The organism is Allobosea sp. CER48, assembly GCF_044752385.1.
In the GTDB taxonomy this organism is placed as follows: Bacteria; Pseudomonadota; Alphaproteobacteria; order Rhizobiales; family Beijerinckiaceae; genus Allobosea.
Genome location: NZ_JBIWYK010000005.1, coordinates 1 through 21,193 on the forward strand (window position 1 = coordinate 1; position 21,193 = coordinate 21,193).

Annotated in this window: 19 protein-coding genes; 8 read left to right on the top strand and 11 right to left on the bottom strand. The window is 67.5% G+C overall.

What is annotated here, in order from left to right:
* Positions 1-180: 180 nt before the first annotated feature.
* Together hutC and ACIPIA_RS00450 are read right to left on the bottom strand one after the other, a co-directional pair.
* Complete coding sequence (gene hutC / locus ACIPIA_RS00445; protein WP_400505589.1) at positions 181-930, bottom strand: histidine utilization repressor; 750 nt, start codon at positions 928-930, stop codon at positions 181-183.
* Between the two features lie 8 nt (positions 931-938).
* On the bottom strand, positions 939-2,342 hold the full coding sequence (locus ACIPIA_RS00450; protein ID WP_400505591.1) for a formimidoylglutamate deiminase: 1,404 nt from the start codon (positions 2,340-2,342) through the stop codon (positions 939-941).
* Positions 2,343-2,485: 143 nt separating this feature from the next.
* Between ACIPIA_RS00450 and hutI the strand changes: the two genes are divergently transcribed.
* The 5 genes from hutI to ACIPIA_RS00475 all read left to right on the top strand — a co-directional run bounded on the left by hutI (position 2,486) and on the right by ACIPIA_RS00475 (position 8,400).
* A complete protein-coding gene (hutI, locus tag ACIPIA_RS00455) occupies positions 2,486-3,652 on the top strand; it encodes an imidazolonepropionase (RefSeq protein ID WP_400505621.1) in 1,167 nt (388 codons plus the stop codon).
* Positions 3,649-5,181: a histidine ammonia-lyase gene (hutH, locus tag ACIPIA_RS00460; RefSeq protein WP_400505593.1), complete on the top strand. Its 1,533-nt coding sequence runs from the start codon at positions 3,649-3,651 to the stop codon at positions 5,179-5,181. Before hutI ends, hutH begins: the two co-directional genes overlap by 4 nt.
* Positions 5,178-5,987 carry an N-formylglutamate deformylase gene (gene hutG, locus ACIPIA_RS00465; protein WP_400505595.1) on the top strand — a complete coding sequence of 270 codons (810 nt, stop codon included), beginning with the start codon at positions 5,178-5,180 and terminating at the stop codon, positions 5,985-5,987. The genes hutH and hutG overlap by 4 nt, the downstream gene beginning before the upstream one ends.
* Positions 5,984-7,651 carry a urocanate hydratase gene (gene hutU, locus ACIPIA_RS00470; RefSeq protein ID WP_400505597.1) on the top strand — a complete coding sequence of 556 codons (1,668 nt, stop codon included), beginning with the start codon at positions 5,984-5,986 and terminating at the stop codon, positions 7,649-7,651. The genes hutG and hutU overlap by 4 nt, the downstream gene beginning before the upstream one ends.
* A 182-nt stretch (positions 7,652-7,833) precedes the next feature.
* The gene (locus ACIPIA_RS00475; RefSeq protein ID WP_400505599.1) at positions 7,834-8,400 is read left to right on the top strand and encodes a HutD/Ves family protein; all 567 of its coding nucleotides are present in this window, start codon (positions 7,834-7,836) and stop codon (positions 8,398-8,400) included.
* A 46-nt stretch (positions 8,401-8,446) separates the two neighbouring features.
* Here ACIPIA_RS00475 and ACIPIA_RS00480 read toward each other — a convergent pair whose 3' ends face one another.
* The gene (locus ACIPIA_RS00480; RefSeq protein ID WP_400505601.1) at positions 8,447-9,526 is read right to left on the bottom strand and encodes a citrate synthase/methylcitrate synthase; all 1,080 of its coding nucleotides are present in this window, start codon (positions 9,524-9,526) and stop codon (positions 8,447-8,449) included.
* An 86-nt stretch (positions 9,527-9,612) separates the two neighbouring features.
* Between ACIPIA_RS00480 and ACIPIA_RS00485 the strand changes: the two genes are divergently transcribed.
* Complete coding sequence (locus ACIPIA_RS00485; RefSeq protein ID WP_400505603.1) at positions 9,613-10,752, top strand: citrate/2-methylcitrate synthase; 1,140 nt, start codon at positions 9,613-9,615, stop codon at positions 10,750-10,752.
* On the opposite strand, the gene ACIPIA_RS00490 is transcribed toward ACIPIA_RS00485, so the two are convergent.
* The 5 genes from ACIPIA_RS00490 to ACIPIA_RS00510 form a co-directional block, all read right to left on the bottom strand.
* A complete protein-coding gene (locus ACIPIA_RS00490) occupies positions 10,749-11,990 on the bottom strand; it encodes a class I SAM-dependent methyltransferase (RefSeq protein ID WP_465246947.1) in 1,242 nt (413 codons plus the stop codon). The two genes, ACIPIA_RS00485 and ACIPIA_RS00490, sit on opposite strands and share 4 nt — an antisense overlap.
* Before the next feature lie 156 nt (positions 11,991-12,146).
* On the bottom strand, positions 12,147-12,926 hold the full coding sequence (locus tag ACIPIA_RS00495) for an ABC transporter ATP-binding protein (protein ID WP_400505607.1): 780 nt from the start codon (positions 12,924-12,926) through the stop codon (positions 12,147-12,149).
* The gene (locus ACIPIA_RS00500) at positions 12,923-13,696 is read right to left on the bottom strand and encodes an ABC transporter permease (RefSeq protein ID WP_400505609.1); all 774 of its coding nucleotides are present in this window, start codon (positions 13,694-13,696) and stop codon (positions 12,923-12,925) included. Before ACIPIA_RS00500 ends, ACIPIA_RS00495 begins: the two co-directional genes overlap by 4 nt.
* Positions 13,693-14,229: a mismatch-specific DNA-glycosylase gene (locus ACIPIA_RS00505; protein WP_400505611.1), complete on the bottom strand. Its 537-nt coding sequence runs from the start codon at positions 14,227-14,229 to the stop codon at positions 13,693-13,695. The genes ACIPIA_RS00500 and ACIPIA_RS00505 overlap by 4 nt, the downstream gene beginning before the upstream one ends.
* A gap of 168 nt (positions 14,230-14,397) precedes the next feature.
* On the bottom strand, positions 14,398-15,357 hold the full coding sequence (locus ACIPIA_RS00510; RefSeq protein WP_400505612.1) for an ABC transporter substrate-binding protein: 960 nt from the start codon (positions 15,355-15,357) through the stop codon (positions 14,398-14,400).
* A gap of 240 nt (positions 15,358-15,597) precedes the next feature.
* Here ACIPIA_RS00510 and ACIPIA_RS00515 point away from each other — a divergent pair, with 240 nt between their 5' ends.
* A complete protein-coding gene (locus ACIPIA_RS00515) occupies positions 15,598-17,154 on the top strand; it encodes an acetolactate synthase large subunit (protein WP_400505614.1) in 1,557 nt (518 codons plus the stop codon).
* 158 nt (positions 17,155-17,312) lie between these two features.
* Here the strand turns inward: ACIPIA_RS00515 and ACIPIA_RS00520 are convergent, their stop codons facing one another.
* The 3 genes from ACIPIA_RS00520 to ACIPIA_RS00530 form a co-directional block, all read right to left on the bottom strand.
* Positions 17,313-18,356: a histone deacetylase family protein gene (locus tag ACIPIA_RS00520; protein WP_400505616.1), complete on the bottom strand. Its 1,044-nt coding sequence runs from the start codon at positions 18,354-18,356 to the stop codon at positions 17,313-17,315.
* A 125-nt stretch (positions 18,357-18,481) separates the two neighbouring features.
* Positions 18,482-19,084, bottom strand: coding sequence for a TetR/AcrR family transcriptional regulator (locus ACIPIA_RS00525; RefSeq protein ID WP_400505617.1), 603 nt, complete (start codon positions 19,082-19,084; stop codon positions 18,482-18,484).
* Entirely contained in the window at positions 19,081-20,259 is a 1,179-nt protein-coding gene (locus tag ACIPIA_RS00530; protein WP_400505619.1) for an acyl-CoA dehydrogenase family protein, read from the bottom strand. Before ACIPIA_RS00530 ends, ACIPIA_RS00525 begins: the two co-directional genes overlap by 4 nt.
* A gap of 287 nt (positions 20,260-20,546) precedes the next feature.
* On the opposite strand from ACIPIA_RS00530, the gene ACIPIA_RS00535 reads away from it, so the two are divergent.
* A partial coding sequence (locus ACIPIA_RS00535; RefSeq protein WP_400505623.1) for a carboxyl transferase domain-containing protein occupies positions 20,547-21,193 on the top strand: 647 nt, incomplete at its 3' end.

Genomic DNA, 21,193 nt, shown 5'->3' on the forward strand with positions numbered 1-21,193 from the left:
GGCGGCGCCAGCGGCGCCATCATCGGTTCTGCGGCGACGCCCGATCGCGTCTGCTACGGCCGCGACGAATGGGGCCGGCGCGTGCGCTACTCCTGCTGAGCCTCGTCCCAGCACGACTATCGAAGGCTCGCCGTTGGGCGAGCCTTTTTTTTTGCCGGACGTCTGCGAAGCCGGCGGCCGTCAGACCTGCCCGTAAGGACCGAAGCGCCCGATGAAGCGATGGCGCGACCCGGGATAGAGCAGGCGCACCGCCGTGACCGGCTCCGTCTGGCTCCAGGTCCGGCGCTCGACCAACAGGCAAGGTTCGCCGACGGCGATGTCGAGCAGGCCAGCCTCCTCCTCCCCGGCCCCGACCGCGCTGATCGCGTGCTCGGCCTGCGACCACTGGCTGTGCCGGAGCAGCCAGTCGCCGGGCGGGGTCTCGCCGAAGTCCTCCTCGCCCAGCCCGGGCACGCCGGCGGCGTGGATGACCCGCTCCTCCAGCACATGCGGGGTCCCGTCGGCGCGATGCAGCACGACGAGATGGGCAACCTTGTCGGACCGCCTCAGGCCGAACCGTTCCGCGACTTCCGGCGAGGGGCGCCCGTCCTCGCGTGAAAGCACCGCGAAGGCATAGGTCTGGCCGAGCTGCCGCACTTCCTCCGGGATCGAAAGGATGTCGAGCATGGCGTGGCTGGCCGGCGGCGTCGCCACGACGGTGCCGGAGCGCCGCCGACGAACGATGAGGCCCTCCCGGGCAAGCTGCACCAGGGCGCGATGCACGGTCATGCGCGAAGCGCCGAGCTGCTCCATCAGCGCATGCTCGGGCGGCACCCCCGTGCCCGGCGGCCATTCTCCGCTGACCACGAGATCCCGGATCGCACGCCGGATCTGGTCATAGACCGGCCCCGAGCCGTCCAGCTTCACCGCGTCGAGCCGGGTCTCCGTCATCCTGTTCCCTATGCTGCCGCGAGCAGGCGCCGCATCACGGCGGCGAAGCGGGTACGCACCGAATCACGGGCGATGTGCCGCCCCTCGGCCACGACCCTCCTGCCACCGACGACGACATCGCGCAAAGGCAGGGCATTGGTGGCGAAGATCGCGCTGTCGAGCGCCTCCGCCCCGGCCTTGCCCACGATGGCCGGATGGTCGCTGTCCAGCGTCACGAAATCGGCGCGGTGGCCCGCGGCGATCCGGCCGACGGAGCGCCCGCAAGCCGTGGCCCCACCGGCGCAGGCGGACTGCCAGAGGGCGAGACCCGTGGAGGCGTTCTCCTCGGCGAAGAGCGCACGACGACAATCGCGCAGACGCTGCGAGTATTCGAGCTGGCGCAGCTCGGCGCCGGCATCGATCTGGATGTTGGAATCGCTGCCGACGCCGTAGGCCCCACCGGCGTCGCGGTAACGGATGCCGTCGAAGATGCCGTCGCCGAGGCTCGATTCGGTGATCGGGCAGAGCCCCGCGACCGCACCGCTGCGGGCGATGCCGTCGCGCTCGGCATCGCTCAGATGCGTCGCATGGATCAGGCACCAACGCCGGTCGAGCGGGATCGTCTCCATCAGCAATTCGACGGGGCGCTTGCCCATAATCTTCAGGCTGGCCTCGACCTCGGGCACCTGCTCGGCGATGTGGATATGGACGGGATCGTCCGGGCGCAGCGACGAGACCCAGCCGAGATCGTCGAGCGCGACCGCACGCAGCGAGTGCGGGGCGACGCCCAGCCGGGCGTCCGGCAGATCACGGATCGCGGTCGCACTGCCTTCCAGCAGGCGCTGATAGGCGTCGCGATCGTTGACGAAGCGGCGCTGGCCATGGACGGACGGCGCCTGCCCGAAGTTGCCGAAGCGATAGAGCACCGGGAGCAGAGTCAGGCCAAGCCCTGTTTCCTGCGCCGCCGCAGCGATCGCCTGCCCCATGGCGGCGATATTCGCATAGGGGCGCCCGTCCCTGTCGTGGTGCAGGTAGTGGAACTCGGCAAGCGCGGTGAAGCCACCTTCCAGCATCTCGACGTAGGCCTGCGCCGCGATGGCCTGAACATCCTCGGGATCGAGCCGGTCGAGGAAGCGGTACATCACCTCGCGCCAGGTCCAGAAGGAATCCTCCGGCGCGCCGCGGCGCTCGGACAACCCCGCCATGCCGCGTTGGAAAGCGTGGCTGTGAAGGTTCGGCATGCCGGGCAAGGCGATGCCGGAAAACGCCCGGGTGCCGGCGACCGACGCAGCACCGGACGCGACCGACGTGATGACGCCATTGTCGACGGTCAGCTTCACATCTCTGGCAAAGCCTTCGGGCAGAAGCGCCTCGGCCAGATGCAGGGTCTCGGTCACCGTTTCGCTCCGTCGCTTGCTCGTCTTTAATTGCATATGCAAATAGCGCTTGCCAATTGCATATGCAATTGGATACCATGATTGGAGATCAAAGAGTAGCGGGAGGATGCACTGTGGCGAATGCGCCCGGCGAAACGCTGGCTTGCGACAAGCTCTGGACCAATGCGCGGCTGGCGACGATGTCGCCCGCGATCGGCAAACCCTATGGCGCGATCGACGACGGCGTGATCGCGGCCCGCGACGGGCGCATCCTCTATGCCGGGCCGCGCACCGGGGCACCCGCCTTCTCGGCAGCCGAGACGACCGACTGCAGCGGGCGCTGGATCACCCCCGGCCTGATCGATTGCCATACCCATCTCGTCTATGGCGGCGACCGGGCGCACGAGTTCGAACTTCGGCTGCAGGGCGCGACCTACGAGGAAATCGCGCGGGCCGGTGGCGGCATCCTCTCCACCGTCAAAGCCACGCGTGAGGCGAGCGAGGATGCGCTCTTCGCCTCCGCCGACCGGCGCCTCGCAGCGCTCCTGGCCGAAGGCGTCACCACCGTCGAGATCAAGTCCGGCTACGGGCTGGAACAGCAGGCGGAGCTGAAGCAGCTGCGCGTCGCCCGCCGCATCGGCCGCGAACGGCCAGTGACGGTTCGCACAACCTTTCTCGGCGCCCATGCCGTGCCGCCGGAATACAAGGGCCGCTCGGGCGACTATGCCGCGCTCGTGGCCGGGCCGATCCTCGATGCGGTCGCATCCGAGGCGCTGGCCGATGCCGTCGACGTGTTCTGCGAGGGCATCGCCTTCTCGCCGGATGAGACACGGCAGGTCTTCGAAGCCGCGAAGGCCAAGGGCCTCGCGATCAAGGTCCATGCCGAGCAGCTCTCGAACCTGCATGGCGCGCAGCTCGCGGCGGAGATGGGGGCGCTCTCCGCCGACCATCTCGAATATCTCGACGAGGACGGCGTCATCGCCATGGCCGAGGCCGGCACGGTCGCGGTCGTGCTGCCCGGCGCCTTCTACTTCCTGCGCGAGACGCGGAAGCCCCCGATCGAGCTGATGCGCAAGCATGGCGCAGCGATCGCGCTCGCGACCGACGCCAATCCGGGCTCCTCGCCGCTGACCTCGCCGCTGCTCGTGCTCAACATGGCCTGCACGCTCTTCCGCATGACGCCGGAGGAAGCGCTGGCCGGCCTCACCCGCCATGCCGCCACGGCGCTCGGCCTCCAGGCCGAGATCGGCACTCTCGAAGCCGGCAAGCGCTGCGATCTCGCGATCTGGGACATCGAACGCCCGGCCGAGCTCGCCTACCGCATCGGCTTCAACCCGCTTCACACCCGCATCTGGAACGGACAATGACCACGGTTTCGCTGAACCCGGGCGCAGCCCATCTCACCGACTGGCGCGCGATCCTCGACGGCGCCGTCGCCTCGCTCGGCGGCGACAGCGCCAGGAACATCGCCTCCGGCCAGAAGATCGTCGAGGAGATCGTCGCCGCCGGCACCGTGACCTATGGCGTCAATACCGGCTTCGGCAAGCTGGCCAGCGTGCGCATCGCCGATGCCGATCTCGCCAAGCTGCAAAGCAACCTCATCCTGTCGCACGCTGTCGGCACCGGCCCGGCCCTGCCCGATGGCGTCGTGCGCCTGCTGCTGGCGATGAAGGCGGCGAGCCTGGCGCGCGGCGCCTCCGGCGTGCGCCCCGTCGTGATCGAGGCCCTGACCAAAGCGCTCAAGGCCGACGCCCTGCCGGTGATCCCGGCCAAAGGCTCGGTCGGTGCCTCCGGCGACCTTGCCCCGCTTGCCCATATGACCGCAGCCCTGATGGGCTACGGCGAGATCCGCCTGAGGGGCGAGACCCTGCCGGCGGCTGAAGCACTCAAGCGCGCCGGTCTCATCCCGCTCGCGCTCGGCGCCAAGGAAGGGCTGGCGCTGATCAACGGCACGCAGGTCTCGACCACGCTCGCCATGACCGGCCTTGCAGCGATCGCGCGCGTCTTCGACGCGGCGCTCGTCGCCGGCGCACTCTCCGTCGATGCGCTCAAGGGCTCCGACACGCCGTTCGACCCGCGCATCCAGACGCTCCGCGGTCAGCCCGGCCAGATCAAGGTCGCAAGGATCCTGCTCGACCTGATCGCTGGCAGCGCGATCCGCGAGAGCCATCGCCATGGCGATACGAAGGTGCAGGACCCCTATTCGCTGCGCTGCCAGCCGCAGGTGATGGGTGCCGTGTGTGATCTCATCGGCAACGCCGCCGCGACGCTCTCCATCGAGGCCAATGCCGTCACCGACAACCCGCTGGTGCTCGGGCCCGGCGAGATCGTCTCGGGCGGCAATTTCCACGCCGAGCCCGTCGCCTTCGCCGCCGACATGCTGGCGATCGGCGCCTGCGAGATCGGCAACCTGTCGGAGCGCCGCATGGCGCTGCTGGTCGACCCGGTGATGAGCGGCCTGCCACCCTTCCTCGCCCGCGATGCCGGCCTGAACTCGGGCTTCATGATCGCGCAGGTCACCGCCGCGGCGCTCGCCTCCGAGAACAAGCAGAAGGCCTACCCGGCTTCGGTCGACACCATCCCGACCTCGGCCAACCAGGAAGACCATGTCTCGATGGCGACGCATGGCGCCTTCCGCCTGATCGACATGGCGAAGAACGCGGCGAGCGTCATTGGCGTCGAGCTGATGGCGGCGGCGGAGGCGATCGAGCATCACCGCCCGCTCAAGACCAGCGCACGCCTCGAGCCGGTGCTCGCCTTGCTGCGAAGCAAGATCGCGCCGCTGACCGAGGACCGCTATCTCGCCCCCGATCTCGCCGCAGCGACCGAGTTCGTGCTCTCCGGCGCCGTCGGCAAGGCGGCCGGCCTCGACAGCTTCGCCGAGTGCAGCGCATGAGCGCCGAAATCGTCACCGTGACGCGGCGTTCGTCCCCGCTGATCCTTTCCATGCCGCATCCCGGCACCAGCGTTCCGTCCGAGGTCGCGGCGCAGCTCAACGAGCGTGGAAGGCTGGTCGAGGATACAGACTGGCATATGCGCCAGCTCTATGGCTTCGCCGAGCGCTTCCAGCCGACGATCGTCGAGGCGCAGTTCTCGCGCTTCGTCATCGACCTCAACCGCGATCCTGCCGGCGTCTCGCTCTATCCCGGACAGGCTACGACCGAGCTCGTGCCGACCACGACCTTCGACGGCGCCCCGATCTGGCAGACCGCGCCGGGCGCGTCCGAGATCGAGCGGCGCAAGGCCGCCTATTTCCAGCCCTATCACGCGGCGCTCTCCGCCGAGATCGAACGGGTGAAGGCCGAGCATGGCTATTGCGTTCTGTGGGACTGCCACTCGATCAAGTCGGTGATCCCGCGCTTGTTCGAGGGCACGTTGCCGACGCTGAACCTCGGCACGAACTCGGGAGAGAGCTGCGCTGGTGGCGTCGAAGCCGCAGCCGTCACCGCCATGGCCCGCCAGCCCTTCACGCAGATCGCCAATGGCCGCTTCAAGGGCGGCTGGATCACGCGCCATTACGGGCTCCCATCCGAGAGCGTGCATGCGCTTCAGATGGAAATCGCGCTCTCGGCCTATCTCGCCGACGAGGCCGCGCCCTGGGCCTTCGACGAGACGAAGGCCGCCAGCCTGCAGACCGCCTTGTCAGCCACAATCGAAGCCGCGCTTGCCGCAGCCGCAGCCATCGAACGGAGCCGTTCATGACCCGCCTGGACAACACCCGCACCATCCGCGCCGCGACCGGCACCGAGCTCACCGCCAAGAGCTGGCTGACCGAAGCACCGCTGCGCATGCTGATGAACAATCTCGATCCGGATGTCGCCGAGAACCCGCATGAACTCGTCGTCTATGGCGGCATCGGCCGCGCCGCGCGCTCCTGGGAGGATTTCGACCGCATCGTCGCGGCGCTGCGCAAGCTCGAGGCCGACGAGACCCTGCTTGTTCAGTCCGGCAAGCCGGTCGGCGTGTTCCGTACGCACAAGGATGCGCCGCGCGTTTTGATCGCGAACTCGAACCTCGTTCCGCATTGGGCGAACTGGGACCATTTCAACGAGCTCGATAAGAAGGGGCTCGCGATGTACGGCCAGATGACGGCCGGCTCCTGGATCTATATCGGCACCCAGGGCATCGTGCAGGGCACCTACGAGACCTTCGTCGAGGCCGGCCGCCAGCACTACAACGGCAACCTCAAGGGCAAATGGGTCCTGACCGGCGGCCTCGGCGGCATGGGCGGCGCGCAGCCTCTGGCCGCGGTGATGGCCGGCGCTTCCTGCCTTGCCGTCGAGTGCAACCCGGACTCGATCGATTTCCGCCTGCGCACCCGCTATCTCGACGAGAAGGCCTCGAGCCTCGACGAGGCGATGGAGATGATCGCCCGCTGGACGAGGAACGGCGAGGCGAAGTCGGTCGGCCTGCTCGGCAACTGTGCCGAGATCCTGCCGGAGATGGTCCGCCGCGGCATTCGCCCGGACATGGTCACCGACCAGACCTCCGCCCATGATCCGGTCAATGGCTACCTGCCGAAGGGCTGGACCATGGGCGAGTGGAAGCAGCGCCGCGAGGGCGACCCGAAGGCGGTCGAGAAGGCCGCGCGCGCCTCGATGCGCGAGCATGTCGAGGCGATGATCGCCTTCCAGGACATGGGCATCCCGACCTTCGACTACGGCAACAACATCCGCCAGGTCGCCAAGGAAGAGGGCCTTGAGAACGCCTTCGCCTTTCCCGGCTTCGTGCCGGCCTATATCCGCCCGCTGTTCTGCCGCGGCGTCGGCCCGTTCCGCTGGGCCGCGCTCTCCGGCGATCCGGAGGATATCTACAAGACCGACGCCAAGGTGAAGGAGCTGCTGCCCGACAACAAGCACCTGCACAACTGGCTCGACATGGCGCGGGAGCGCATCTCGTTCCAGGGCCTGCCGGCGCGCATCTGCTGGGTCGGCCTCGGCGATCGCCATCGGCTGGGCCTCGCCTTCAACGAGATGGTCAAGAACGGCGAGCTGAAGGCGCCCGTCGTGATCGGCCGCGACCATCTCGACTCCGGCTCGGTCGCCTCGCCGAACCGCGAGACCGAGGCGATGAAGGACGGCTCGGATGCCGTCTCCGACTGGCCGCTGCTCAACGCCCTGCTGAACACCGCGGGCGGCGCGACCTGGGTCTCGCTGCACCATGGCGGCGGCGTCGGCATGGGCTTCTCCCAGCATTCGGGCGTCGTGATCTGCGCCGACGGGACCGATGATGCGGCCGCCCGCCTCTCCCGCGTGCTCTGGAACGATCCGGCCACCGGCGTGATGCGCCATGCCGATGCCGGCTACGACATCGCGCTGGACTGCGCCCGCGAGAAGGGCCTCAACCTGCCGGGTATCCTCGGCTGAGCAACCTCGCCGTCATTCCGGGCTCGGCGCTGAAGCGCCGAGCCCGGAATCCAGAACTGAAGCCGGTCTTCGTGTATGCTCGCCCTCCCCCGGCATTTTTTTGGGTAGGGCATCTATTCCCGGCTCATGGCTTCGCCATGCCCCGGAATGACGTGTGTTTCCCGAGCGGAGAAACAAGCACCATGCGCATCATCCGCGCCGCCGATTGCAAGGTCATGCCGTGGAAGAACGGCGGCGGCACCACGACCGAGATCGCTGTTTTTCCGGAGGGAGCCTCCCTCAGCGATTTCGACTGGCGTATCTCGATGGCCTATGTGGGTGCAGACGGACCGTTCTCGTCCTTCCCCGGGATCGACCGGACCTTATGCGTGCTGACAGGCAACGGCATCCGCCTCGCCTTCGGCGATGGCGAGGCGGTGATGCTCGACCGCGCTACCGGCCCCTATTTCTTCGCGGCAGACCGAGCCGTCGACGGCCAACTGATCGGTGGCGCCATCGACGACCTCAACGTGATGAGCCGGCGCGGACGCTGGCAGCATGAGGTCCAACGCTTTTCGAGCCAAGGCCAGCAAGCCGTCGCGATCGATTCCGGCCTCGTCGTTGCTTTTGCCCATCAGGGCGATTGGCGCGCGAACGGCCAGTTCCTCATGCCCGGGGACAGCGCCATCGTCGACACCTCGCCGCAGCATTCCCTGCACCTGGAAGGGCGAGGCGATCTGATCGTCGTCAAGCTGGCGCCTGCAAGCTAGATCACCGTGCGCCCGACCGGACGCAGGGTCGTCCAATCGCCGGACCCTAGGCCGCCTGACGCGGCTGCGGGCCGACATAGACCGATTGCGGGCGGATCAGCCGGCCGCCGGCGATCTGCTCCCTGGCATGGGCGAGCCAGCCCGTCGTCCGCCCCAGGGCGAAGACGCAGGTGAAGGAATCCGGCGTGAAGCCGAGCGCTTCCAGCAGCAGCGCCGTGTAGAACTCGACATTGGTTTCCAGCGTGCGGTTCGGCTTGCGCTCGCGCAGGATGACGAGCGCCGCCTGCTCGACCGCCTCGGCCAAGGCGAGGCGCCCGCTATCGGCGCCGAGCCGGCGGATGGCACCCTTCAGCGCGTCGGCGCGCGGATCGCGGACGCGATAGATGCGGTGGCCGAAACCCATCAGCCGGCCGCCGCGATCGAGCGCGGATTCCAGCCAGTTGCGGGCGTTCGAGGGCGTGCCTATCGCATCGAGCATCTCGATGACCGGGCCGGGCGCACCGCCATGGAGCGGACCCTTCAGGGCACCGATGCCGGCCAGCACGGCCGAGACCAGCCCGGCGCGGGTCGAGGCGACGACGCGCGACGCGAAAGTCGAGGCGTTCAGGCCGTGATCGGCGACCGTGACCAGATAGGTGTCGAGCGCCGCTGCCTGCTGCTTCGTCGGCGCCTTGCCGGTCAGCATGCGCAGCGTATCCGCCGCCTGCGGCAGCGACGGATCGGGCGCGACCGGCGCAAGGCCGCGGCGCAGGCGAAGCGAAGCCGCCGTGAAGACGGCGGGCGCCGCCAGCAGCCGCAGCACCGTGCCGGCATCCTCGCCGTCGGGAACCAGCGCCGTCATGGCGCGGATCATCTCGACCGGACCCAGTGTGACGGGCACGACCGCCTTCCGCACCACCGTCCCGAACAGCTCCTGCCGCGCCGCGCCCAGCGCAGCCGGCAGGTCCTTCATCGCCGGCAGGTCGGGCACGAAGCCGTCAAGCATCAGCGCGGCCATTTCCTCGAAGGAGGTATGGCCCGCGAGCTCATCGAGGCTGTGGCCGCGCATCACCAGCCGGCCCGCCGCACCATCGACTTCCGAGAGCACGGTATGGGCGGCAACGACATCTTCAAGACCATCGGACATGGCGATCACTCCTGCATAACCATGCCTTGAGGATCGGTAGCTTCATCGCTAGAATCAATCTTGAACAATATAATCAATGTATTTCGATGAACGACTGGCTGACGGCGCAACAGGTGATGGCGCGGCTCGGGCTGAAGCCGCAGACGCTCTACGCCTATGTCAGCCGTGGCCTGATCGAGGCGCGCGGCGATACCGGCGATTCGCGCCGGCGGCTCTATCGCGCGGAGGATGTGGCGCGGCTGGAGCACCGCAAGGCGCGCGGGCGCAAAACTGCGGCGATCGCCGAGGATGCGATCGCCTTCGGCGAGCCGATCCTGGCCTCGGGCATCGCTACGATCCAGCGCGGCAAGCTCTGGTATCGCGGGCAGGACGCCGAAAAGCTGGCCGACACGGCAAAGCTCGAAGACGTCGCGCGGCTGCTGTGGGATTGCGGCTCGCAGCGCTTCCCGCCGCTGTTCACGCTCGTGCCGGATGGGCAGGCCCTGCAGAGGATGTTCGCCGTGATCGCCGCCCGGGCTGCGACCGACAAGGCCATGGCGGGGCGCGCGAGGAAAGCCCTCTACCTCGAGGCGGCCTCGGTCATCGACGCGCTGGTCGATGCCATCGCCGGGCGGCCGGGACAAGGGCCGATCCATCACCGGCTGGCGCAGGCCTGGGGCTGCGATAGCAAAGGCGCCGACCTGATCCGCCGCGCGCTGGTGCTGCTCGCCGACCATGAACTGAATGCCTCGACCTTTGCGGTCAGGGTCGCGGCCTCGACCCGCGCCTCTCTGGCAGCCTGTGTCCTGGCGGGGCTCGCAACTCTGTCCGGGCCCCTGCATGGCGGGATGACGCCACGCGTTCTCGGGCTTATGCGCGAGATAGCAAGCGAAGGAGCGGAGGCGGCGGTATCGATGCGCCTCGCCAGCGGGATGCCCCTGCCCGGCTTCGGCCATCCGCTATATCCGGACGGCGATGCGCGGGCGCGCGGCCTGCTTGCGGTGTTCACGCTGCCGCGCGCCTATGAGGAAACCCGCCGGGCCGTGACGGCGCTGACCGGAGAGGAGCCCAATATCGATTTCGTGCTGACGGCGATCGCTGCCGAGCTCGGCCTCGCCGCCGATGTCCCCTTTCAGATCTTTGCCGCTGCACGCTGCGCGGGCTGGATCGCCCACGCTCTCGAACAGAACGAGACCGGGCGCTTGATCCGGCCTCGTGCCCGTTATGTCGGCCCGGAGCCGACCTAGGCCAGTTCAGGCGCCTTCGCCTGGGCAGGCTTTTGCCCGAGCGTGTTTTCACGCTCCTCGATGTAACCACGCGTGATCGGCAGGCCGTCGAGCTTCTTCGCGAGCTGGAACTGGAAGACGACGAGGTCGTCATGCCGGAAGCTCGCCTCGCAGGCCGCGAGATAGAACTCCCACATCCGGGCGAAGCGCTCGTCATACATCGCTACCGCCTCGTCGCGGCGGGCGAGGAAGTTCTCGCGCCAGACCTTCAGCGTCTCGGCATAATGGATGCGCAGCACCTCGACATCGGTGATGACCAGCCCTTCCTGCTCGATCGCCGCCGCAACCTCCGACATGGCGGGGATATAGCCGCCCGGGAAGATATACTTGGCGATGAAGGGGTTGGTCGCGCCCGGCGGCGTCGAGCGGCCGATGGTGTGGATCAGCGCCACACCGTCGTCGGTCAGCAACTCGCGGACCTTGCGGAAGTAGTCGCGGTAGTAGCCGACACCGACATGCTCGAACATCCCGACCGAGACGATGCGGTCGAAGGGCTCGGCCAGGTGGCGGTAATCCTGCAGCCGGAACTCGACCGGCAGCCCGGACGCCGCGCCGCGCTGCTGCGCGATCGCAAGCTGCTCTTCCGACAGCGTGATGCCCGTCACCGAGGCACCGGTCTCTCCGGCGATCGAGAGCGCCATCCCGCCCCAGCCGCAGCCGATATCGAGCACGCGTTGGCCCGGCTGCAGCGCGAGCTTGCCCATGATGTGACGCTTCTTGGCGAGTTGCGCCTCGGCCAGGCTCATGCCGGGATCGGCGAAATAAGCGCAGGAGTACTGCATGTCCGGATCGAGGAAGAGCCGGAAGAAATCGCTCCTGAGGTCATAGTGATGCGCGACGTTCCGCTTGGCCAATGCCGGCGTGTTGTGCTGTTGGAAACGCCGGATCGCGGTTCGCAGACCCTCGAGCGTCCTGCCCCAGCCCTTGGGCCGGGCCTTGTGAACGGCCGCGACCAGCGCATCCAGCAGGTCGTAGAGCGAGCCCTGCTCCACCACGACGCGCCCGTCCATAACCGCTTCACCCAGAGCCAGCTCGGGATTGAGCGCCAGCTTCAACTCCGTGGGCGAGTCCACGATCCGCATTCGCAGTCGTGGCGCCGTGCCCTGCCCGATCGACCGAAGCGTGCCATCGGGAAAAACGACATCGATACGTGGCTCTATCGCGAGCCGAGACAACATCCTGGCAATCAGCGAATGCATTGGCCCCACCTTCGGCAGCGCCCCTTTCCATCAACATGGCAAGTCGGATCGCTGTCGTAACGGCCCCCTGGCGCAACACAGGCACTCGCCTGCGACATGACAACGCAGGCGACAGGGGTCGGTTCCGCTAGGGAAGCATGGCTGGACGCCCGCGAGCTAATGATCCGCCGCGATCACCTCGGCGCGGATCTCCTCGACGAGCCGCTCCTTCAGCGCGACGAATTCCGGCGTCGTCTTGATGGTGTAGGGGCGCGGATGCGGCAGATCGACCGGGATATCGGCCTTGATCCGCCCCGGGCGCGCACTCATCACCACGACGCGCGAGCCGACGAAGATCGCCTCCTCGATGTCGTGGGTGACGAACAGCACCGTCTTCTGCTCGCGCTCCCAGATGCCCAGCAGCATTTCCTGCATCAGCGCGCGGGTCTGATTGTCGAGGGCGCCGAAGGGCTCGTCGAGCAGCAGGATCTTCGGGTCGTTGGCGAGCGCGCGGGCGATAGCCGTGCGCTGCTGCATGCCGCCGGAGAGCTGCTTGGGGAAATGGTCGACGAAGCTGCCCAACCCGACGCGCACCGCCCAGTCGCGGGCGACCTTCAGCCGCTCGGCTTCCGCCACGCCCTTCTCGCGCAGGCCGAAAGCGATGTTCTGCTGCACCGTCAGCCACGGAAACAGGGTGTAACTCTGGAAGACGAAGCCGCGATCGGCGCCCGGTCCGGAGACAGGCGCGCCATCGAGCAGGATGCGCCCCTCGCTCGCCGTCTCCAGCCCGCCGATGATGCGCAGCAAGGTCGACTTGCCGCAGCCGGAGGGGCCGAGGATGGTGATGAAGTCGTTGTCGGCGACGGTGAGCGAGGTCGGCATCAGCGCCCGCGTCGGCTCGCCGCCGCGCTGCGCCGGAAAGACCTTGCCGACATTCTCGATGACAAGCTTGCTCATGCGCGCGCCCACGGGAACAGGCGCTGATTGACCGCCTTGAAGAGGAAATCCGAGATAAGGCCGATGAGGCCGATCACGATGATGCCGAAGATGATCTGGCCGGTGTTCAGCAGCGCCTGGCTGTCGGTGATCATGTGGCCGATGCCCGACGAGGAGCCGATCAGCTCGGCGACGATGACATAGGTCCAGGCCCAGCCGAGCACGAGGCGGAAGATCTCGGCGATCTCCGGCGCCGCATTCGGCAGCATGACGCGGCGCACGACCGAGCGGTCGGTCGCGCCCAGCGTATAGGCGGCATCGACCAGATCGCGCCGGATCGAGCCGACCGAGACCGCGATCATCAGGATGAGCTGGAAGACCGAGCCGATGAAGATGACGAGCAGCTTCTGCGTCTCGCCGATGCCGGCCCAGAGGATCAGCAGCGGAATGAAGGCCGAGGCCGGCAGGTACCGCGCGAAGGAGACAAAGGGCTCCAGAAAGGCCTCGATCGGCTTGTAGGCGCCCATCAGGATGCCGATCGGAAGGGCGACGATGACGGCAACGATGAAGCCGCCGACGACGCGCCAGATCGTCATCATGATGTCGAAGCTGAAGCCGTAGCGGACCATCAGGTTGTAGCCCTCGCCAACCATGGTCAGCGGATCGGCCAGAAACAGGCGCTGGACATAGCCGCCGAAGGTCGCGACCGACCAGAGCGCCACGAACAGCACGAAGAAGGCGAGGCCGTAGCCGAAGCGGGCGGCCGTCGAGACGGGTTGAAGAGGTCTCATCGCACTATCGTTCCGGTCACGGCCATGGCCAGTTGCTTCCAGGGTTCGATCGACCAGAAGCCGGCGGCAGCACCGGAGGTCGAGGGGAGGACGTATATGTCGGTTCCGGCCAGCATCTCTGCCTGCCGCCCATAGGCGAGCCGACCTTCGCCGAATCCGAGTGCCGCCTGCGCCGCGCGCTTGCCGTTGAAGGCGAGGATGCGCGGCCCATGTGCGGCGATCCGGGCCGCGAGGCCGGTCACGTCGAAATGGCTGCCGCGCAGGGCGGAATCCGGGCCGGAGCTGCGCTTGGCGACATCGGTCAGCCCGATGCCGTAGCGCGTCACGGTCCTGAAATCCTCCGGCCGGAGCCGGACCGGGACGAGCCCGATCTGGTAGAGCACCGGCCAGAACTTGTTGCCCGGGCCGGCATAATAGGCGCCGCGCCTCGCTGAAGCGGCGCCGGCCTGCGTGCCGCAGAAGACGACGCTCAAGCCAGGCTCCAGGACATCCGGCAGGATGCCGTCGTTCACACCAGCACAATTCGCCTTCACCTGCAGCCCTCATCCTGAGGAGCCGCGGAGTGGCGTCTCGAAGGATGCTCCAGATGGTCCCCGAGCCTCGCGAAGAACCCTTCGCGACGCCAGCCCTTTCGGGATGGCTCCTCGGCATGAGGGATCGCGGAAGTCCGAAGCAACTCCTTCGACTTCACTTGCTGACGTTCACTTGCCGGCGACGAACTTCGTGTCGACGAGCGTGGCGAGATCGGGCTTCGCCTTGATCAGACCGATCTCGAGCAGCAGGTCGGCGGCCTTGGCCGAGAAGGCCTGCCAGTCGCCGGAGAAGAACTTCTTGTTGCCCTCGGCATCGGACCAGCGCAGGAACGCCGCCGATTTGCCGAACTGCTCGCCGGTCTGCTTCACGTCGGCGCCCATGATCTCGTAGGCCTTGGCCTGCTCCTTCTTGATCAGGTCGAGCGCCTCGAAATAGCTCTGGGCGAGTGCAGCCGCCGCCTTGTCGTTGACGAGGAAGGCGGGCGTGCAGCCGAAGGTGTCCATCACCATCGGATAATCGAGGGTGGTGGCGATGATCTTGCCGGCATCCGGCTTGTCGCGGACGGTCGAGAGATAGGGCTCGTAGGTCATCGCGGCGTCGTTCTGGCCGGCGATGAAGGCCTGCGCGGCGGGGCCGGGCTCCATGTTGACGACGCTGACGTCCTTCACCGACATGCCGTTTTCCTTGAGCATCCAGGCCAGCGCGAAATAGGGCGAGGTGCCCGGGGCGGAAGCCGCGACCGTCTTGCCCTTCAGGTCCTTGATCGAGCCGACCCCGTTGCGCACAGCCATGCCGTCGGCGCCATAGCTCTTGTCGAGCTGGAAGATCTGCTTGGTCTTGATGCCGGCCGCATCCCAGACGATCCAGGTCTCGACCGTGGTCGCGGCACACTGGATGTCGCCCGAGGCGATGGCGAGGTGGCGGTCCTTCTGCGGGATCTTCTTGATTGTGACGTCGAGGCCGTTCCTGGCGAAGATGCCGGCCTCCTTGGCGAGCACCAGCGGTGCGAAGCCGGTCCACCCGGAGATGCCGATATTGACCTTGGTCTGCGCCTGGGCGCCGCCTGCCGCGAGCAGGGCCGCAAGGCCGAAGCCGAAGGCGGCACTGACGCGCTTGAAAACTGCCATGGTTGAAACCTTTCCCCTGCTTTTGCGGCTGACGCCCCGCTCAGACGCCTAAACGCCATCAGCGGGGAGATGCAACCTTCGTTCCAAATCAGGTTAAATGCATATGCAAAACCGTCAAGCGGTCGATCACCGCCGCTAGGGAAAGCCATGACATTCTCTCGTTTGACAGGGCGGGAGGAATTTCCTCCCCTTCGCCCGCCAGCGCGACTGCGCCCTTATTTCTTGAGTCGAGGTTTCCGAATGAACGGCGCCGACCGCCTTTGCGACACCCTTCTGATCAACGGCGTCGATACCTGCTTCGCCAATCCCGGCACGTCGGAGATGCACTTCGTCGCCGCGCTCGACCGCAAGCCGCAGATGCGTTGCGTCCTCGGCCTGTTCGAGGGCGTGGTGACCGGCGCCGCCGACGGCTATGCCCGCATGGCGGACAAGCCGGCCGCGACCCTGCTGCATTGCGGTCCCGGCATGGCGAACGCACTCGCCAACATGCACAATGCAAGGCGCGCCCGCACGCCGATGATCAACGTCGTAGGCGACCACGCGACCTATCATCTCGTCCATGACGCGCCGCTGACCAGCGACATCGAGAGCCTCGCGCATCCGATGTCGCATTTCGTCCGCCGCATCGCGACGGCCGAGGATGTCGGCCCGGCGATCGGCGAGGCCTATGTCGCGTCGCTGACCCTGCCCGGCGTTACCACGGTCATCCTGCCGGCCGACTGCGCCTGGGGCAGCGTCGAGCCGGCTACGCTCAAGCCGACCGAACTGCCGGCGTTGAAGAGCGTCGATTCCGCCGTGATCCGCGAAGTCGCGACCGGCCTGCGCAAGCATGGCAAGCGCGCGGCGATCATGCTGACCGGCCTGGCGCTGCGCGAGAAGCCGATGGAGATGGCCGCCCGCATCTGTGCGGCGACCGGCGCCCAGATCTTCAGCCAGATGTCGAACGGGCGCATTCAGCGCGGCGCCGGCCGAGTCGCCATGCCGAAGGTGTTCTATCCGATCGACAAGGCGCTCGATCAGCTCAAGGACGTCGACTACCTCGTGCTCGTCGGCGCGCAGACCCCGGTCGGCTTCTTCGCCTATCCCGGCAAGCCCGGCCGCCTGATCCATGACGGCTGCGAGGTCGCGACGCTCGCCAGCCCCGGCGACGACCTGCCGGCGTCGATCACGGCGCTTGCCGAGGAGATGGGCGCAACGAAGATCGCGCCGGCCTATATCGCCCCGTCGCGCAAGGAGCAGCCCGGCTTGCCGACCGGAAAGCTCGACGCCGACAAGGCTTGTGCCATCGTCTCGGCGCTGCTGCCGGAAAACTGCATCGTCTGCGACGAGTCGGTCTCCTCGGGCCGCAGCTTCTACTATGACTGCCACAGCGCGCCGCAGCACGACTACATCCAGCTCACCGGTGGCGCGATCGGCGAAGGCATCCCGCTTGCCATCGGTGCGGCCGTCGCCTGCCCCGACCGCAAGGTCATCGGCATGCAGGCCGACGGCTCCGGCATGTACACCGTGCAGGGGCTGTGGACGCAGGCGCGCGAGAATCTCGACATCGTCACCGTCGTCTTCGCCAACCGGACCTACCAGATCCTGCATGGCGAGATGCGTGCCGTCGGCGTCAACGACTTCGGCCGCAACGCCACGCTGATGCTCAACATCGACGAGCCCGCGCTCGACTGGGTGTCGATGGCCAAGGGCATGGGCGTGGAAGCCGCGCGTGCCGCGACGGCCGAGGAGTTTGCCAGCCTGTTCAAGGCAGCGCTCGCCAGGAAGGGGCCGTTCCTGATCGAGGCGGCGATCTGAGGCTGCGACCGCACCTTCGCCCCTAGGGGGAGAAGGCGGCATCGCGCAGCGCCGACGGAGATGCGCGGCGCGCAATCACATGAAAAGGGCCGCTTGGGCGGCCCTTTTCTCATCCGTCCGCTTCGCAGACTCCTTTCTCGCCAAGGAAAGAAGGGAGACTACGCCTTGAAACCGGCGAGGAAGGCATCGAGGCAGTCGCCGATCGCCGCGATGGCGTAGCCGCCCTCCTGAACGACCAGGGTCGGCAGGCCGAACGCCTTCACCTGCCGGCCGATCGAGCCAAAGTCGGAAGCTTCGAGCTTGAGCACGCCGATCGGGTCGTCCTTGTGCGCGTCGTAGCCGAGCGCGATCACCAGCACCTCGGCGCCGAATTCGCGGATCGCCTTGCCGGCGCGATCGACGGCAGCCTGCATTTCGGCTCCGCCCGCCCCGTGCGCGAGCGGCAGATTGAGGTTGAAGCCCTCGCCCGGCCCGTTCCCGCGCTCGTCGGCATAGCCGGTGAAGAAGGGGTAGTAGTTCACCGGATCGGCATGGACCGAGATCGTCAGCACATCGTCGCGGCGATAGAAGATCTGCTGCGTGCCGTCGCCATGATGGGCGTCGACGTCGAGGATCGCGACCTTGCCGAACTTCGAGCGCAGGCGCTGCGCCGCGACCGCCGTGTTGTTGATGTAGCAGAAGCCCGAGGCGCGGTCGGCGCGGGCATGATGGCCCGACGGCCGGCACAGCGAATACACCGCGCGCTCGCCCCCGAGGATCGCATCGGCTCCGGACACGGCGGTCTCGGCCGAGCGCAGCGTCGAATGCCAGCAATGCTCGCCCACGGGAACCGAGAGATCGCCGAGATACCAGCCCATCTGGCCGACGATGCCGGTCGGGCGGCAAGGCGGCCGGACATCCTCGTCCGGACGGCCGCTCCAATAGGGGAAGGTGTTCGGCCAGGCTTCCGGACCCCGCTCGGGCAGCGCCTTCCAGCGCTCCCAGAGCCCTTCCAGGAAGCGGACGAAACCCTCGTCATGAACCTTCAGGATCGGATCGACGCCATGTGCGGCCGGCTGCTCCGGCGCGATGCCGTGCTTCGCCAGCGCGCCAAGAAGCTTCTCCGTCCGCTCCGGCAGGTCCTTGGGCGCGACGACCTTGCCGAAGCGCATGTATTGCTGGGGATCGTGAAGGGCTTGATCGGGGTGGTAGAAGGCGCGCATCAGGCGAAGCATCCTCGTCAGCAGCGAGGCAACCGGCGCCTCGCGAACGGATGCTAGCAACGGCGGCCGCAACGGTCAGCAGCGTCGGCGCGGCCCGCCCCTGCGTCGGGGGCGGAGCAGCCCGCTCACGAGGCCGGCGAGAGCAGCGCCGCCAACTCGCGCGCCAGCGCGTCGATCTCGAAACGCTCCGGCCTGTACCAGTCGGTCGAGCCGTTGAGCGCACCGAGCAGGAAGAGGCGCAGCACGTCCGGCGAACGCTCCGTTGGCAACGCGCCGGCCTGCTGCAGCTCGGCGATCAGCCCGCGCCAGACGTCTTCATAGGCGCGGCGCACGGCGCGCACGCTTTCCAGCGCCGGCACGGAACCGAAATTGAAGACCTTGATGCTGGCCGAGGTGTAGTCGCCATGGCCGTGCAGCGCCGAAAGGTGGCCGCGGATCGCGGCCTCCAGCCGTTCGCGCGGCGGCGCGGCCTCAGTCGTTGCGAGCGCCGCCACGACACCTTCGTGCACGAAGCGGACTCCGTCATTGACCACCGCCTCGACGATCTCCTCCTTCGAGGCGAAATGATAGTAAAGGCTCGCCTTGCGGATGCCGACGGCCTCCGCGATCTCTCGCAGCGTGGTCTGATGATAGCCGCCGCTGCGGAGCAGCCGCGCCGCGTGATCGAGGATCAGGCGGCGGGAGCCGCCCTCGGCATGACCGGCGCCCTTTTCGGCTGCGATGCTCACAGCCGCTTCGCGACCTCTTCGAGCATGACCTCGGTGGCGCCCCCGCCGATCGCCTGGACGCGCGCGTCGCGAGTCATGCGCTCGATCGCGCTCTCGCGCATGTAGCCCATGCCGCCGTGGAACTGCAGGCAGTCATACATGACTTCGTTGACCAGTTCGCCGCAGTAGGCCTTGACCATCGAGACCTCGCGGGTCGCGTCGAAGCCCTGCGCGTCGAGCCAGGCGGCGTGATAGACGAGCTGCCGGCCGGCCTCGACCTTGCTCGCGAGTTCGGCGAGGCGCTGGCGGATCGCCTGCTTCTCCCAGAGCGGCGCGCCGAAAGCCTTGCGCGTGCGGACATAGTCCAGCGTCAGGTCGATCGCGGCCTGCGCCTCGCCCATCGCCATGGCGCCGATCACGGTGCGCTCGTTCTGGAAGTTGCTCATGATCGCGTAGAAGCCGCGCCCTTCCTGCCCGAGCATGTTCTCGGCCGGCACGCGGCAATCGACGAAGGAGAGCTCGGCGGTGTCGGATGAGCGCCAGCCATGCTTGTCGAGGGCGCGCGAGACCGAGAAGCCCGGCGTGCCCTTCTCGACGAGGAAGATCGAGACCGATTGAGAGGGCTTGCCCTGCGGGTCGGTCTTGGCGGCAACGCAGTAGAGATCGGCATAGACGCCGTTGGTGATGAACATCTTGGCGCCGTTGAGGACGTAGTGATCGCCCTCGCGCCGCGCGGTGGTGCGGATGCCCTTAACGTCCGAGCCGGCATCGGGCTCGGTGACGGCGACCGCGACGATCTTCTCGCCGGCGATCACCGCAGGCAGGTATTGATCCTTCTGCGCCTTCGAGCCGGCATTGGCGATGTGAACCGAAGCCATGTCGGTGTGCACCAGTGCGGTGATGGCGACGCCCCCAAAGGTCGAGCGCCCCAGTTCCTCGGCCAGCACCACGGTCGCGAGCGTGTCCATCTCCGAGCCGCCATATTCGGCGGGATAGCGGATGCCGAAGAAGCCGAGCTCGCCCATGCGGCGCAGCACTTCGCGCGGAACGAAGCCGTCCTCCTCCCATTTCAGGGCATGCGGCTTGATCTCGGTCTCGACGAAGCGGCGGACCTGATCGCGCAGCGCCTCATGCTCCTCGGTGAAATAGGGCGAGCGGCGGGCACCCTCGCCTGCGAATTTCTCGGCTGCCGACATGGCCTGCTCCTGCTTGACCGCAGTCTCGCGATCTGACTACCTACCGGACGGTAGGTGAATGTCGAGGCGAGATCAAGGCGCCCATTCTACCTGCGAGCCCTCATCCCGAGGAGCGCCGGACGCGCGTCTCGACGGATGGTCCGGAAGGCTCCGGTACAAACTGGAGCATCCTTCGAGATGCCGCGTTCGGCGGCTCCTCGGGATGAGGGCTGAGGAAACGATCGCGGAAAAGGCACATGGCGCAGACCGATCCGATCACGTCGACAACCTCTCCTCCGCTCTCCCTGATGATCGAGACGCTGCGCGAGCGGCACGCACTGGTCGCGGCGGGCGGCGGCGAAAAGCTGCGTGCCCGGCACGAGGCACGCGGCAAGATCATGGTGCGCGAGCGCATCGACCTGCTGCTCGACCCGCAGAGCCCCTTCCTCGAACTGTCGCCGCTCGCCGCATGGGGCCTCTATGGCAACGAGGTACCCGGCGCGGGCATCGTCACCGGCATCGGCATCGTCCAGGGCCGCGCCTGCATGATGATCGCCAACGACGCGACGGTGAAGGGCGGCTCCTTCTTCGCCGAGACGGTGCGCAAGCATCTGCGCGCGCAGGAGATCGCCGAGGAGCATCGCCTGCCCTGCCTCTACCTCGTCGATTGTGGGGGCGCCTTCCTGCCCGAGCAGGATCGGGTCTTCCCCGACCGCGATCATTTCGGCGGCAGCTTCTACAACCAGTGCCGGATGTCGGCGGCCGGCATTCCGCAGCTCTCGATCGTCTTCGGCGGGGCGACGGCGGGCGGCGCCTATATCCCGGCGCTCTCCGACCAGGTGATCATGGTGAAGGGCACCGGCCGCATCCATCTCGGCGGGCCGCCGATCGTGAAGGCGGCCGTGCACGAGATCGTCGACGGCGAGACGCTGGGCGGCGCGGAAATGCACACCCT

Excerpts from the sequence above, each read along its gene's own strand:
- hutC (WP_400505589.1), bottom strand. The coding sequence starts at position 930 with ATGACGGAGACCCGGCTCGACGCGGTGAAGCTGGACGGCTCGGGGCCG.
- ACIPIA_RS00450 (WP_400505591.1), bottom strand. The coding sequence starts at position 2,342 with ATGCAATTAAAGACGAGCAAGCGACGGAGCGAAACGGTGACCGAGACC.
- hutI (WP_400505621.1), top strand. The coding sequence starts at position 2,486 with ATGTCGCCCGCGATCGGCAAACCCTATGGCGCGATCGACGACGGCGTG.
- hutH (WP_400505593.1), top strand. The coding sequence starts at position 3,649 with ATGACCACGGTTTCGCTGAACCCGGGCGCAGCCCATCTCACCGACTGG.
- hutG (WP_400505595.1), top strand. The coding sequence starts at position 5,178 with ATGAGCGCCGAAATCGTCACCGTGACGCGGCGTTCGTCCCCGCTGATC.
- hutU (WP_400505597.1), top strand. The coding sequence starts at position 5,984 with ATGACCCGCCTGGACAACACCCGCACCATCCGCGCCGCGACCGGCACC.
- ACIPIA_RS00475 (WP_400505599.1), top strand. The coding sequence starts at position 7,834 with ATGCGCATCATCCGCGCCGCCGATTGCAAGGTCATGCCGTGGAAGAAC.
- ACIPIA_RS00480 (WP_400505601.1), bottom strand. The coding sequence starts at position 9,526 with ATGTCCGATGGTCTTGAAGATGTCGTTGCCGCCCATACCGTGCTCTCG.
- ACIPIA_RS00485 (WP_400505603.1), top strand. The coding sequence starts at position 9,613 with ATGAACGACTGGCTGACGGCGCAACAGGTGATGGCGCGGCTCGGGCTG.
- ACIPIA_RS00490 (WP_465246947.1), bottom strand. The coding sequence starts at position 11,990 with ATGCATTCGCTGATTGCCAGGATGTTGTCTCGGCTCGCGATAGAGCCA.
- ACIPIA_RS00495 (WP_400505607.1), bottom strand. The coding sequence starts at position 12,926 with ATGAGCAAGCTTGTCATCGAGAATGTCGGCAAGGTCTTTCCGGCGCAG.
- ACIPIA_RS00500 (WP_400505609.1), bottom strand. The coding sequence starts at position 13,696 with ATGAGACCTCTTCAACCCGTCTCGACGGCCGCCCGCTTCGGCTACGGC.
- ACIPIA_RS00510 (WP_400505612.1), bottom strand. The coding sequence starts at position 15,357 with ATGGCAGTTTTCAAGCGCGTCAGTGCCGCCTTCGGCTTCGGCCTTGCG.
- ACIPIA_RS00515 (WP_400505614.1), top strand. The coding sequence starts at position 15,598 with ATGAACGGCGCCGACCGCCTTTGCGACACCCTTCTGATCAACGGCGTC.
- ACIPIA_RS00520 (WP_400505616.1), bottom strand. The coding sequence starts at position 18,356 with ATGCGCGCCTTCTACCACCCCGATCAAGCCCTTCACGATCCCCAGCAA.
- ACIPIA_RS00530 (WP_400505619.1), bottom strand. The coding sequence starts at position 20,259 with ATGTCGGCAGCCGAGAAATTCGCAGGCGAGGGTGCCCGCCGCTCGCCC.